Below are 12,153 nucleotides of genomic sequence, written 5' to 3'. Positions count from 1 at the left end.
AAACCACGCTCAAGAATGACGTGCTGTTCGTCGTACCGATAAACCTCGCGTTCACCGACAGCATTGGTCGCAGAAACCAGTCGCCCAGCACCGTCATACGCGTAGGAAACAACGTTCTGTTCCGTTACCCAGACAAAAGGCTCAAGACCCGTGGCCCGATGGATCTGATAATCCACCGCCACGATCCGCCCCGACGCATAACGCAAAAACAACGAACGCCCGACACCGTTATCCAGCCGCTCAATCTGCCCCAGATAATTGCGGGAAATGCGCAACCGGTTGTCATACGCATCGCTGATCGCCGTCAGCACACCGTCGCGAAAGTGGTAGAACCGTGACGCCTGCGCCAGCACCAACTCATCGGGGACAGCACCCAGATAAATCGCCGCTTCCGCCAAACTATTGGTAATCGCAGGCCGAGAAACCGTAGGCAAGGGCAGGGCAGTCGACCGATTTTCATGATCGGTCCACACCACCGAATCACCGGAAACACTCAGCCGATGCGCCAGCGAGTGACTCCAACCAAACCCCAACCCACAATCCATTTCCACCGCACTGGTGCGGTACAAGCGCGTCCACTCAAACGGCAACACCCCGCCCAACGCCCCATCGGTCAGCGTCAGCAGTTCCTCGCCGGTGACCATCGACACCGGGCAACCGTTAGTGGCTGTTTTGTCGGAAGAGGCAGCCGCATCCCCGTTGGGATTGCGAGCAGCAGCCGGCACATCATCCACAGGCTCTTTCTGCTTCAGCACCGCGTTCTGCCGCGCCTTCCAGCGCATCTGCATCGTGCCTTGCTTGAGCGCGCCGACCACCCCGCGAACCGCGACCGCCTTATAGCGATCCATGGCCTGCATGAACTTTGTCAGAATCGCCAAAAGACCCTTAACAAAGCTCACCGCTGCATCAAGAATCTGCGCCCCATACTTGACCAACCGCAGACTCAAATACGCCACACCCGCCGCCGGCAAGGCGATGGTCAACACCACGCCAATCACCAAGTCGATCAGCAGCGACACCACAAACCCAGCCGCCACTTTCGCTATTTCACTGGGTGGCAATGCATCCAACCAGATCATCGCCGTGCGCAACATCAGGTACAGCGCTGCCTCGTCACTGGCCAGCAACATGGCCTTTTCCATGACCTTGGGCGCATCGGTGGCGATCTGCGCCAACTTGGCCGCTTCGGTGCCCAACTGCTCGACGTACTTCAGCGGGTCTTCAAGAATCGCCTGCACCAGCTTGATGCTGTCCCACACATCACGAATCGCCGCCCAACTGCCCGCCAACAGGCCGCTGCCAATTGCACTGGCGGTTGAGCGTTCCCAGTGCGGTTTGAAGCCAGACCACTGCTCCCGAAGCCACCGCTCCAGATCCCCGGTCAGCCCGGCGTAAGAGGCAAACAGCGCGTCGACCTGTTCCTCGGACACCCCGCCCTGCACCCGCACCTGATAGCGCTCGCCCGCCGCGCAGTGGTGCGAGCCCTTGCCCTGTTCATCCAGCATGATCACGGTGGAACTGCCATCATCCAGCCCGATGACCTCGACCGGGATATTGCCAATCGGCACGTCATACACCGACTCGAACAGGCTCTCGATCTTCAGCTCGCCGCCCACCGGGCAGCGGGTCACGGTCGAAAAGTCAGCATCGGAAAGGCTCACCGATTGCTGCGCATCCCCCACCCGCAACACCCGGTCCATCCCCAACAACGACGGCATGTCCAGCCCATGGCTCACGGCGTCCAGCGCACGCGAATACCACGCGCCCATCTGCTGGCGATAAATCACCAGGCTTTGATGAAAGCCGTCCAGTTCATGTTCGATCAGGGCAATGTGGGAAGCGTGGGTCATCCGTGACGTCTCGACAGAGGGCAAGGCGTCGGAGCATGCCGCAGCAAAAAGCGGCTGGATGAACGGTTGAGAAATTCAGAAAAGGCCGACTACACAGCGGGAAAATCCGCGAGAAACCCAGCTAAACGGCTACACAAAAAAGCGATAAACCTGATTGCATTCGCACGTCTCAAATAAAAATCGCTCTCATCCTTGCCCGATTTCCCGACATGGCCGTCATGGTTAATAGAACCTCCCTTACGCAGGATTTCCCATGTCGCGTCTCGCTCGTCCCTTGCATCCACTGGCCCTGTCAGTGGCGATGGCTTTTGCCGCCGTGCCGTTGCTCACCGTCCAGTCCTCCTTCGCCGAAGAGAGCAGTAGCACCGTGCGCAGCTTCTCGATTCCTGCCGGTGACTTGAGCCAGGCGCTCAATAGCCTGGTCGAGCAGGCGGGGTTGGTACTGGCATTCGATGCAAGCTTGACCCGGGGCAAGCGCAGCAAGGGATTGAGCGGTCCATACGACACCGATGTGGCGCTGAACCAGTTGCTCACCGGCAGCGGTTTGCAAGCGTTGAAGATCTCCGCCGATCGCTACCGTCTGGAAGCCATCCCGGAGACCGGCGGCGCCATGGAGCTGCAGGCCACCACCATCAGCGGCGCCTACCAGAGCGAAAGCCCGACCGGGCCGGTGTCCGGCTATGTGGCCACGCGCAGCGTGTCGGGCACCAAGACCGATACCGCGCTGATCGAAACCCCGCAGTCGATTTCCATCGTCACCAAAGACCAGATGCGTGCGCAAAACGCCGAGAGCCTCAACCAGATCCTGCGCTACAGCGCCGCCGTCATCCCGGAAACCCGTGGCGCCACCGCGTCGCGTCTCGACCAGTTGACCATCCGCGGTTTCTCCCCGGCCACCTACCTCGATGGCCTGCGCATGCCATCGAGCCGTGACGCCTTGCCGCAGAAAGACGCCTTCGACCTGGAGCGCGTGGAAGTGCTGCGCGGCCCGGCGTCTGTGTTGTACGGGCAGGGCACGCCGAGCGGGGTCATCAACATGGTCAGCAAGCGCCCGCTGGACACGCCGTTTCACGAAGTGGGTGTGGAATACGGCACCTTTAACAAGACGCGCACCACCTTCGACTTGAGTGGCCCGCTGGACGATCAGGGCGTGTATTCCTACCGTGTCGCTGGGCTTTTCGACGATGCGGATGGCCAGGTAGAGCACACCGAGACGCGCCGTCAGTCATTGTCCAGCGCCTTCACCTGGCGCCCGGACGACGCCACCTCGCTGACCCTGCTCGGGCATTTCCAGAAGGACCCCAAAGGTGCGTCCTACGGTTCGGTGCCGGCCTGGGGCTCGGTGCTGCATAGCCCGACCGGGCGCAGCATCGATGTGGATTTCTACGATGGCGAAAAGAACTTCGAGAAAAGCGACCGCGAGTACTACTCCATTGGCTGGGCGTTCGAGCATCACTTCGATGACGTGTGGACCGTACGCCAGAATGCGCGCTACCTGCGCAGCGAAGGCCAGTATCGCAGCCTCTACAGCAACTACCTGCAGACGGATTACCGCACCATTCGCCGTTCGACCATCGCCAGCGATGTCAACATGGATGCCTACACTCTCGACAACCAGTTGCAGGCCAAATTCGACACCGGCCCGCTGCAGCACACCTTGTTGATGGGGCTCGACTACCAGAACACCAGCACCGACACCCTGTCCGGGTCAGGCGTCTACACCGCAGGCCCGACCCTGGATATTTTCAATCCGGTGTATGGCGCGGCGGTCCCCGTGCCGGCCTACACCACCGATGGCACCTCGCGCAGCGAACAGACCGGTGTGTACCTGCAAGAGCAGATGAAGTGGGACAAATGGGTGTTGCTGCTGGGCGGTCGGTATGACTGGGCCAGCACCGATAACAGCACGCAGACCCTCAGCAGCGGTGCCAAGAGCAAGTCGTCCCTGGACAGCAAGGCGTTCACCGGCCGTATCGGCCTGGTTTACCTCTTCGATAACGGCCTGGCGCCGTATGCCAGCTACGCGGAGTCGTTCAACCCGCAATCGGGTACCGGTTACGGCGGTTCGGTGTTCAAGCCGACCGAAGGCAAGCAGTATGAAATCGGCATCAAGTACCAGCCGCCGGGCAGCAACAGCTTTATCACTGCAGCTATTTTCGACCTGCGCCAGACCAACGTGCTGACCACCGACCCGGACCCCACTCACCTGTGTGGCACCGGCCGTTGCCAGAGCCAGGACGGCGAAGTGCAATCGCGTGGCTTTGAACTGGAAGGCAAGGCCAGCCTCAACGATAACCTGGACATCACCGCCGCCTATGCCTACCTGGACAACCGCCTCAGCAAGTCCAACAACACCGTGCGTTATGCGCCCATCAGCGACATCGGCGTAGGCCCGGCCATCGCTGCCGAAGGCACCACCACGTACGGCGTGCCGCGCCACACCGCCTCCGCGTGGGCCGACTACACCTTCCACGACGGCCAGCTCAAGGGCTTCGGCGTTGGCGCAGGCGCGCGATATGTCGGTTCGTCCTGGGGCGATACCGCCAACACCCTCAAAGTGCCGGGCTATACCCTGTTTGACGCAGCGGTGCACTACGACATCCCGAACATTACCCACCTCAAGGACAACCTGCGTTTGGCCCTCAACGCCACCAACCTGGCGAATAAAGAGTATGTCGCGTCCTGCTATTCCTACTCGTGGTGCTGGTATGGCTCGCAGCGCACCGTGCAGGCAAGTGCGACTTACCAGTGGTGATAAGGGGCAAATAAGGCACTTTAATGGCCCCCTTGTAACAAAATCCTCGCCAGAATCGCTTTTATTTTCAGGTGGTTAGGTGGGGATGCAAATGCGCACTGTTGTAATCATGCTGATCGCCTGCTCCCTGGCCGGCGGCGCGGCTGCCGTGCAGGCACGGGAGCTGCGCGAAGGTGACAAGTACATGTGCAGTTGGGGCGCCGGCACCGCCGCCAGGGCCCAGGAGCTCAAGTTGTCCGGGGTGTCGCTGTATGCGGCGCGGCAGAAGATCCAATCCATGAAATTCAATAAATCGTGGATGCGCATGATGGCCATGGGCATCACCGAACAAACCTACGACAGCCGCTCGCGGCTCAAGCCTGAGGCGATTCGCCAGGGTTTCTACCAGGATTGCGTGCGCTATAAAGTCGCGCGTAAGTGACCGCTTAGCCCGACAACGGTGAGCGGTCATCGTCCTGGAAATACGCCTTTGCCGTTTCAATAAATCGCTGATTGGCCTGGGACAGGTACTCGTTGGCGCGCCAGCACAGGTTGAAGTGCATGAACTGCGCGGGCTCGAAAGAAACACCCGCGAGCCCGGGTTCCTGCTCCTGCACTGAGCGCAGCAGGGTGGATATGCCCATTCCGCTGCGGGTGGCGGTAATCACCAGCGGCACGAAATTACTCTCCAGGGCAATGCTGAACCGAACCCGAGCCGCGCTGCAAAAGGCGTCCAGCAGATGGCGCTGCAGGAAGGTGTTGTCGAACACCAGCATCGGCTCGTCCTGCAAGCGCGCGGCCGGGATGGACGACGCTGCCGCCAGTGGGTGCTGCGCATGCATGCACAACACCATTTCGTCACTGCCGAGCAACACCGACTCCCAATCCGGGTCGACCCGCCGCGACTCCAGCAGCGCCACATCGATGTCCCGCGTGGCCAGGCGATTGCTGATGTCATCGGCGCTGCCTTCCACCACATGCATGGCGATGCCGGGGTAGCGGGCGCGAAATTGCATCAGCAATTCGGGAATATGACGGATGCCATACATCGGCGGCACGCCGACGCGGATCTCGCCGCTGTGCAACTGGGTCAGGTCCTGCAATTCACGCCGGGCACCGGCCAACCCTTCAAGGCACGCCTCGGCACGCGCCAGGAACAATTGCCCCTCGGCCGTCACGCTGATCTGCCGCGTGGCACGATTGAACAGGGCTACGCCCAGCTCCTCTTCCAGGCGACTCACCGCCATGCTCAGCGCCGGTTGTGCCACGTGCAACGCCTGGGCCGCCTTGGTGAAGCTGCCTTGACGGGCGATTTCGACGCAGTACTCCAACGCTTTCAGGTTCATACGGGCTCGCATAAAAAAGTGTGATGAGTTGCTTCACAAATAGATATTTTCTGTGATGAAGGCAAGTCTATAACCTGTCGGCATTCTTCTCCATGCCGAGTGCCACACGATGCCCAACTTTCGCGCCTATTGGCTTGTCACCCTGATCGTCGGCGCCCTGGGCGGTAGCCTTGCCAGTTGGGCGGGGTGGCCATTGCCGTGGGTGATTGGCTCGCTGGTGGCCGTGATGCTGACTCGCTGCGCCGTTGGCCGGGTGCCGGAGATTCCCCATGGGCGCCACGTCGGGCAACTCATCGTGGCGGTCGCCATCGGCTGTCATTTCACGTTGCCGGTGATGCAGCAGGTGGCGGCCCACCTTGGGCTGATCGTCACGGCCGTGTTGCTGACGTTGGTGCTGGCGTTGTGTTCGGTGCTGATCCTGCATCGCTGGGGCGTGCCCTTCGGCACGGCGTTCTTCGCCTTGATGCCCGCCAATTCCAGCGAGATGGTGCACCTGGGGCGCCAACGGCAGGCGGATACTGCGTTCATCGCGGCCGCCCACAGCATCCGGTTGCTGCTGATCCTGCTGACGGTTCCTGCCGTTGCCACCTTCGGCCTGCCCGCGGTGGCTGCGCCTGCGCCATTGCCGGTGATCTGGCCATGGCTGATCTTCATCCTGGCGATGGGCTGGCTGGCTGCCCTGGGTTTCAAGCAATGCAAGCTGCCCAACCCGTGGACGTTCGGGCCGTTCCTGATCTGCGCGGTGGGGGTGGGCTGCAATAACTTGTCGATGAGCATGCCGGGCTGGCTCAGCGGCAGCGGGCAGTTGCTGATCGGCTGTGCATTGGGCGTCGCGTTTGACCGCAGTTTCTTCCGTCGTGCGCCGGGTCTGCTGGCCAAGGTGCTGCTGTTATTGACCGCTTCGGTGATCACTACAGCGTTGGCTGCCTGGGCGCTCGGCGCCGGGTTGGGCATGCCGTGGTTGTCGCTGGCCCTGGGCATGATGCCCGGCAGCGCACCGGAAATGAGCCTCACCGCCGAGGCCCTGGGCCTGGCCGTGACGCTGGTGACGGCGATGCAGGTGATCCGCATGCTGCTGATCCAGGCGGCGTGCTTGCCACTCTATCGCCTGCTGAACCCGGAGAAGCAGGTGCAAGCACCGGTCAGTGCAAAATCTGCGTAAGCCTGTCCAACTTCGCCTGGGCGCTCCTCGCCATACTGGGGCCAGGTAAATGAAGAGGAACAGGCGATGACTGACTATGTATTGACACCCACCCCAACCCCATCCCTCGCGGTACAGGGCAGTGCGGCGCGCTTCCCGCTGCGCCGGGTGTTCTGTGTGGGCCGCAACTACAGCGAGCACGCGCGTGAGATGGGGCATGACCCGGACCGTGAGCCGCCATTCTTCTTCATGAAACCGGCGGACGCCGTGGTGCCGGCCGAAGGCGTGATCGCTTATCCGCCGCTGACCGCCGACTTGCACCACGAAGTGGAACGGGTGGTGGCCATCGGCAAAGGCGGCGTGAACATCAGCCTGGAACAGGCGTTTTCCCACGTCTGGGGGTACGGTGTCGGCATCGACCTGACCCGTCGCGACCTGCAAGCCCAGGCGAAAAAGCTTTCGCGTACCGCACTGCAACCGGTGAGTGCGGTAGGGCACCCGTCCAGCGGCGCACCCGCGTTACTCAACTGACTTGCGATCCCCTGGACCTGGAAGACATCCCCATCGACCAGGCCCCCGAGCTGTCGCCGGGGCAGTTTCGTCGCCAACAGCAGGGGGATGCGGTGTAGGCCACAGGTTTACAAATCCACGACAATCGCTGTGTTTGTATTTGCATACAATTGCGACCTTCATCAGGGAGGCCAGTATGCAAACAACGATCCGGGCGGCGACACAGGACGATGTCGATACGCTGTTCACTATCCGTACTTCAGTGGTGCAAAACCACTTGAGCGTCGCGCAGATGGCCGGTTTGGGCATCACCCCGCAGGTGCTGGCCGATAGCATCCGCGCCGCGCCCTGCGCATGGATCGCTGAAGTGAATGGCCAGCCGGCCGCCTTCAGCATGGTCGACCTGGCCACGGGCGAGGTATTTGCGCTGTTCGTGTTGCCGACCCACGAGAACCTGGGCCTGGGCCGTCAACTCATGGCGGTGGCCGAAGCCGCGTTGTTTGAACACCATGCCACGCTGTTTTTGATTACCGACGGGCGCGACCACGTCCGTGCCAACGGGTTTTATCGGCGCCTCGGCTGGGCGGTGACGGGGCAGGTCGAGGGCGACGACGTACGTTACGAGAAGAGCAGGGCGCCCTAAGCTCATGAACGCACCCGAGCTGCCGTCCTCCCATAGCTTTCGCTACTTCATCGTCGCAGTACTCTGCGTCGCGGTGTTGCTGGGGATCTATTTCGTCCGGCTCAACGCCGACGTGGACCGCGAACGGGAAGCCGCCAATGAGCGCCTGGCACTGTGCAGGCAGGTGGAAAGTGTGGCGCGTTCGGTGTTGTCTAATACTCTTGAAACCCGAGACACATGCGAGCAGTTGATCGGGCAAACACCGAAAAGTGCCACACCGCGTTAATCCAATAACCCTTTTTTATAAGTGGAAATATAGGTGCTAGTTGCACCAAAAAGTGGCACTTATATACCTGGCTACCTTAAAAAAGGTGTGGTTATTGAACGACTTACGGCGCTTTTAATCCGACGAAAGGAATAAAATAATCTTGTTACGGCTTTTTACAGTCGGTACTATAGCCGGGCGTTCACCTCCCACGGTTTATGCATTTTTAAATCCCAAGTTTCCATCAGCTACTTGGGATTTTTTTTGCCTGAAATTTGGCCTCGAGGTCAAACTTCGGCGTTGCTGAACTCCGCACGCATGCGCCCGTTACGTTTGGCCTGGTACAGCAACTTGTCGACTTCTTCGACAAACACCAGCATCGGACTCTCAGGTTTTACCAGGCGAGTGCCGACGCCGAGGCTCAAGGTCAGCAGGTTCGAGACCGCCGAAAAACCATGCTCGATCTGCTGCTGGCGGATCAGATGCAGGCAGCGTTGCGCGACTTGCCTGGCCGACGCGGCATCGGTTTCCGGCAGCAGCCACACAAATTCTTCGCCACCGATACGCGCAATGAAATCCCGTGGCCGGTTGGCTGCCTTGGACAGGGTGTGCGCGACGTGGCGCAAGCACTCATCGCCCTTGATGTGGCCGTAGTGGTCGTTGTACTGCTTGAAAAAATCGATATCCAGAATGATCAACGACAGGGGTAACTGGCTGCGTTGGGCGCTGGCCCATTCCCGTTCCAGCACGGTGTCGAACATGCGCCGGTTGGCGATGCCGGTCAGGCCATCCTGGTAGGAATATTCCTCGAGTTGCTTTTGCAGGCGCACCAAGTGTTCTTCGGTTTTCTTGCGCTCACTGATATCGAACATAAAACCGATCAGCGCCTCGACCTCACCGTCCTTGCGCACCACATGCACCACGTCACGAATCCACACGTAGTCGCCGTTCACGGTCAGCGCCCGGTAATCCGCCTCGTGGTCCACCCCGGCGCGAGATTGCGATACGCAGAAATTCACCACGTATTCGCGGTCGTCCGGGTGCATGCGCTCGACCCAATCGTCCACGCTGACCCAGCTTTGCGGGGTCCAGCCGAGTAATGTCTCGATCTGCGGGCCGATGTAGCTGAAGGTCATCGTCTGCCAATCGATGCGCCAGGGGATGGCCTTGGTCGACTCCAGCAAGGTCTTGTACACATCGCTGTCGGGCTGGCTCGGAGGGTCGATGCTCATGGTGGGCTGCTCACAATGATGGCCAAAAGCCAAGAGCGTCTTTTGATCGGCGCGTGGAGTCAAGTGCTCACCGACGCAGCAGACGGGAGGTATCTTTGAGTCGGTGTCCGGTCGGGTCGAGCTGTTGCTGACGGGCGTGTCCCCCAAGGGTTTGGACAGCATCCGTTCCATCTCAAACCTGATTGGCGAGTTGCGCACCGAGATCAAGGCCGGGCGCCGTGGGTTTGCGGCGGTCAGCTAGCCGTTGACGGTGTGGGACGGCGTGTCGAGCGCGCCGTAATAACGCCAGCAGCAATGGCGGTGTTCCGGCACGATCACACAGCCGCTGAGACTGACGATCAGCAATGCGGCAACCAGCATGGAAAGTCGGCGGTACATGGTGTTTCCTCTCGGGTTGATCAGCGTTAATCCTTCAACGCTGCCAGCTGTATAAATCCGTCGCGAAGCTTTCAAACATTTCATCAAGCCCCGCCATCCCCTGGGCAATACTGCCCGTCAATAATCCGCGCATTCTGCGACGGATTATTTCGTACCCGCCGTTCAACCCATCAGCGACCTGCACTTTCGCGCGTTGCATGAAGGAGTTGCCATGAGACCCCTGGCCAAATTGCGTTTTGCCTTGCTTGCTCCGCTGGCCCTCGCCGCGTGTATCAGCACCCCGGTGTTTGCCCAGACCGAAATCATCATCCGCCAGGCGCCGCCGCCGGCACGTGTGGAAGTGATCCCCGTGGAACGCCCGGGTTACGCCTGGGACCGTGGGCACTGGCGCTGGGAAGGGCGCGGCTACGCTTGGGTGCCCGGGCACTGGCAGCCGGTCATGCGCAATGCGCGTTGGGAACCGGGCCATTGGGAGGCGCATGGCCCCAACTGGTACTGGCGTGAAGGGCATTGGATCCGCTGAAGTCTTAGAGAACTGCCCGATTGAAAGACACTGATCCGGACGTTGAACTGCTGGCGCGTATCGGGAACAACGAACCTGCGGCCGTCAACGAAATGGTGACGCGTAAACTGCCGCGTCTGCTGGCGCTTGCCGGCCGGATCCTGGGGGATGCCGACGAAGCCAGGGACGTGGCCCAGGAAAGCTTCCTGCGCATCTGGCGGCATGCGGCCAGTTGGCGCAGTGGCGAAGCGCGCTTCGACACCTGGTTGCACCGGGTGGCGCTCAACCTGTGCCATGACCGTTTGCGTCGGCGCAAGGAGCGCCCGCTGGCCGAGGCGGACACGCTGGCGCTGGCAGACAGCGCGCCGCCGCTGGATGAACAGCTGGAAACCACTGAGCGCAACGCCCGCATGGCCGCTGCCCTGGCGGCATTGCCCGAGCGTCAGCGCGAAGCCATTGTGTTGCAGTACTACCAGGAGCTGTCGAACATCGACGCCGCGGCCCTGATGAATATCAGCGTCGAGGCACTGGAGAGCCTGCTGTCGCGGGCCCGACGCCAGTTGCGCAGTCAACTTGCCGACACACCCGGGCTTGCCCGCCCAGGAAGGGGAACATCATGACACCCGAACGATTTGCTTATCTGGCCGACGCCTATGGGGCCGACTTACGGCGTTGGCCTGCGGCCGAGCAAGGCGCGGCCCAGGCGCTGCTCGACAGCGCGAACCCCAGCGCCTGCGAAGCCCTGGAACAGGCGGGCTGGCTGGACGCCCAACTGGACAGCCATCAAGCGGTATTGGCTGACCCGGCCCTGGCCCGGCAGATCCGTCAGTCAGCGCCGCGCCGCGTGTCGTTCTGGTCGCGCTATGCCGCTTGGCTGTCACCTGCGGGCCTGGTGGGCGTGGGCATCGCCGGGGTCGTCACCGGCATGCTGGTGGCGTCCATGAGCGTGCCGCTGCCGATGCTGTCCTCCGAGGTGCTGCCCAGCGTCTTCGATCAGGGTGATGCGCAAGTCATCTTTACCGTCAACGCCGAGGAAGCCGAGCAATGACCGCCCAATCCCTGAAACCGTGGTTGCTTGTTTCGGTATTGCTCAATGTGTTTTTGATTGGTGGGGTGGGCGGTGGCCTGTACCACTGGATGGCCGGCGCCAAGCCTGCCGACATGGTGGTCAACCAGCATGGCTTGCGTCAGGCCATGATCAAGTTGCCGCCGGAGCGGCGCAGGGAGTTGCGTCAACTGTTGCGCCACAACAGCGCTGATAGCCAGCCGTTGATCATGGCCGGGCGTGCGGCGCGCCTGGGGGTGATCAAGCAACTGGAAGCACCCGCGTTGGACCGGGACGTGCTGGTCACCGAATTGGCCAAGGCCCGCGAAGCGGATATGGCACTTCGCGCGTTGGTGGACACGACATTGGCGCAGTTCGCCAGCACCTTGCCCCAGGATGAACGGCAGAAACTGGTGGAGGCGTTGTACTTGCGCGGGCAGGGTAAACCTGCAGAAAAGCTCAATAAGCCGGTGTTGAATTCGAGATGACGGGCAAAAAAAATCCCGCCTGTAAGGGCGGGATCAGGAT

At 61.1% G+C, this 12,153-nt stretch carries 13 protein-coding genes and 3 pseudogenes (1 of these 16 only partly in view); 11 read left to right on the top strand and 5 right to left on the bottom strand.

The features are described from left to right. A pseudogene (locus AO064_RS15580) lies at positions 1-1,850 on the bottom strand (RHS repeat-associated core domain-containing protein) (it extends 2,657 nt beyond the left edge of the window). A gap of 253 nt (positions 1,851-2,103) precedes the next feature. Between AO064_RS15580 and AO064_RS15575 the strand changes: the two are divergent. Both AO064_RS15575 and AO064_RS15570 read left to right on the top strand, forming a co-directional pair. Then, entirely contained in the window at positions 2,104-4,605 is a 2,502-nt protein-coding gene (locus AO064_RS15575; protein WP_064053896.1) for a TonB-dependent siderophore receptor, read from the top strand. Between the two features lie 91 nt (positions 4,606-4,696). Continuing rightward, on the top strand, positions 4,697-5,026 hold the full coding sequence (locus tag AO064_RS15570; RefSeq protein ID WP_064053937.1) for a hypothetical protein: 330 nt from the start codon (positions 4,697-4,699) through the stop codon (positions 5,024-5,026). Between the two features lie 4 nt (positions 5,027-5,030). On the opposite strand, the gene AO064_RS15565 is transcribed toward AO064_RS15570, so the two are convergent. Further along, positions 5,031-5,930: a LysR family transcriptional regulator gene (locus AO064_RS15565; RefSeq protein ID WP_064053895.1), complete on the bottom strand. Its 900-nt coding sequence runs from the start codon at positions 5,928-5,930 to the stop codon at positions 5,031-5,033. A gap of 109 nt (positions 5,931-6,039) precedes the next feature. Here AO064_RS15565 and AO064_RS15560 point away from each other — a divergent pair, with 109 nt between their 5' ends. The 4 genes and pseudogenes from AO064_RS15560 to AO064_RS15545 all read left to right on the top strand — a co-directional run bounded on the left by AO064_RS15560 (position 6,040) and on the right by AO064_RS15545 (position 8,489). After that, the gene (locus AO064_RS15560) at positions 6,040-7,092 is read left to right on the top strand and encodes an AbrB family transcriptional regulator (protein WP_064053894.1); all 1,053 of its coding nucleotides are present in this window, start codon (positions 6,040-6,042) and stop codon (positions 7,090-7,092) included. A gap of 66 nt (positions 7,093-7,158) precedes the next feature. After that, positions 7,159-7,581 (top strand): annotated as a pseudogene (locus AO064_RS15555) (fumarylacetoacetate hydrolase family protein); the annotation flags it as partial. A 196-nt stretch (positions 7,582-7,777) separates the two neighbouring features. Continuing rightward, complete coding sequence (locus AO064_RS15550; protein ID WP_064053893.1) at positions 7,778-8,224, top strand: GNAT family N-acetyltransferase; 447 nt, start codon at positions 7,778-7,780, stop codon at positions 8,222-8,224. Positions 8,225-8,228: 4 nt separating this feature from the next. Beyond that, positions 8,229-8,489, top strand: a complete 261-nt coding sequence (locus AO064_RS15545; RefSeq protein WP_064053892.1) for a hypothetical protein — start codon at positions 8,229-8,231, stop codon at positions 8,487-8,489. 266 nt (positions 8,490-8,755) lie between these two features. Here AO064_RS15545 and AO064_RS15540 read toward each other — a convergent pair whose 3' ends face one another. Beyond that, positions 8,756-9,700 (bottom strand): sensor domain-containing diguanylate cyclase, encoded by a 945-nt coding sequence (locus tag AO064_RS15540; RefSeq protein WP_043205241.1) that lies wholly within the window; start codon positions 9,698-9,700, stop codon positions 8,756-8,758. Between the two features lie 91 nt (positions 9,701-9,791). On the opposite strand from AO064_RS15540, the pseudogene AO064_RS30295 reads away from it, so the two are divergent. Then, a pseudogene (locus AO064_RS30295) lies at positions 9,792-9,941 on the top strand (DUF1652 domain-containing protein); the annotation flags it as partial. On the opposite strand, the gene AO064_RS30935 reads toward AO064_RS30295, so the two are convergent. Next, positions 9,938-10,078: a hypothetical protein gene (locus AO064_RS30935; protein WP_163825752.1), complete on the bottom strand. Its 141-nt coding sequence runs from the start codon at positions 10,076-10,078 to the stop codon at positions 9,938-9,940. The pseudogene AO064_RS30295 and the gene AO064_RS30935 overlap by 4 nt on opposite strands. Positions 10,079-10,112: 34 nt before the next feature. Continuing rightward, positions 10,113-10,277 carry a hypothetical protein gene (locus AO064_RS30710; protein ID WP_156521569.1) on the bottom strand — a complete coding sequence of 55 codons (165 nt, stop codon included), beginning with the start codon at positions 10,275-10,277 and terminating at the stop codon, positions 10,113-10,115. 12 nt (positions 10,278-10,289) lie between these two features. On the opposite strand from AO064_RS30710, the gene AO064_RS15530 reads away from it, so the two are divergent. Genes AO064_RS15530 through AO064_RS15515 form a run of 4 tightly spaced genes read left to right on the top strand, consistent with a single transcriptional unit; the run spans position 10,290 to position 12,113 of the window. Further along, on the top strand, positions 10,290-10,601 hold the full coding sequence (locus AO064_RS15530) for a YXWGXW repeat-containing protein (RefSeq protein WP_046034053.1): 312 nt from the start codon (positions 10,290-10,292) through the stop codon (positions 10,599-10,601). A 20-nt stretch (positions 10,602-10,621) separates the two neighbouring features. Then, entirely contained in the window at positions 10,622-11,200 is a 579-nt protein-coding gene (locus AO064_RS15525; protein WP_012723809.1) for an RNA polymerase sigma factor, read from the top strand. Beyond that, positions 11,197-11,628, top strand: a complete 432-nt coding sequence (locus AO064_RS15520; protein WP_064053891.1) for a hypothetical protein — start codon at positions 11,197-11,199, stop codon at positions 11,626-11,628. Before AO064_RS15525 ends, AO064_RS15520 begins: the two co-directional genes overlap by 4 nt. Continuing rightward, complete coding sequence (locus AO064_RS15515; RefSeq protein ID WP_064053890.1) at positions 11,625-12,113, top strand: periplasmic heavy metal sensor; 489 nt, start codon at positions 11,625-11,627, stop codon at positions 12,111-12,113. Before AO064_RS15520 ends, AO064_RS15515 begins: the two co-directional genes overlap by 4 nt. The last annotated feature ends 40 nt before the right edge of the window (positions 12,114-12,153 follow it).

Origin of the sequence: Pseudomonas marginalis, assembly GCF_001645105.1 — a bacterium.
Classification (GTDB): Bacteria; Pseudomonadota; Gammaproteobacteria; order Pseudomonadales; family Pseudomonadaceae; genus Aquipseudomonas; species Aquipseudomonas petroselini.
Note: the sequence above shows the minus strand (reverse complement) of the source record. Positions and strands in the feature narration are given on the sequence as shown.

Bases quoted from the DNA above. Each gene is read 5' to 3' on its own strand.
- AO064_RS15545 (WP_064053892.1), top strand. From the start codon at position 8,229: ATGAACGCACCCGAGCTGCCGTCCTCCCATAGCTTTCGCTACTTCATC.
- AO064_RS15570 (WP_064053937.1), top strand. From the start codon at position 4,697: ATGCGCACTGTTGTAATCATGCTGATCGCCTGCTCCCTGGCCGGCGGC.
- AO064_RS30935 (WP_163825752.1), bottom strand. From the start codon at position 10,078: ATGTACCGCCGACTTTCCATGCTGGTTGCCGCATTGCTGATCGTCAGT.
- AO064_RS15515 (WP_064053890.1), top strand. From the start codon at position 11,625: ATGACCGCCCAATCCCTGAAACCGTGGTTGCTTGTTTCGGTATTGCTC.
- AO064_RS15520 (WP_064053891.1), top strand. From the start codon at position 11,197: ATGACACCCGAACGATTTGCTTATCTGGCCGACGCCTATGGGGCCGAC.
- AO064_RS15560 (WP_064053894.1), top strand. From the start codon at position 6,040: ATGCCCAACTTTCGCGCCTATTGGCTTGTCACCCTGATCGTCGGCGCC.
- AO064_RS15550 (WP_064053893.1), top strand. From the start codon at position 7,778: ATGCAAACAACGATCCGGGCGGCGACACAGGACGATGTCGATACGCTG.
- AO064_RS30710 (WP_156521569.1), bottom strand. From the start codon at position 10,277: ATGCAACGCGCGAAAGTGCAGGTCGCTGATGGGTTGAACGGCGGGTAC.
- AO064_RS15530 (WP_046034053.1), top strand. From the start codon at position 10,290: ATGAGACCCCTGGCCAAATTGCGTTTTGCCTTGCTTGCTCCGCTGGCC.
- AO064_RS15540 (WP_043205241.1), bottom strand. From the start codon at position 9,700: ATGAGCATCGACCCTCCGAGCCAGCCCGACAGCGATGTGTACAAGACC.
- AO064_RS15565 (WP_064053895.1), bottom strand. From the start codon at position 5,930: ATGAACCTGAAAGCGTTGGAGTACTGCGTCGAAATCGCCCGTCAAGGC.
- AO064_RS15575 (WP_064053896.1), top strand. From the start codon at position 2,104: ATGTCGCGTCTCGCTCGTCCCTTGCATCCACTGGCCCTGTCAGTGGCG.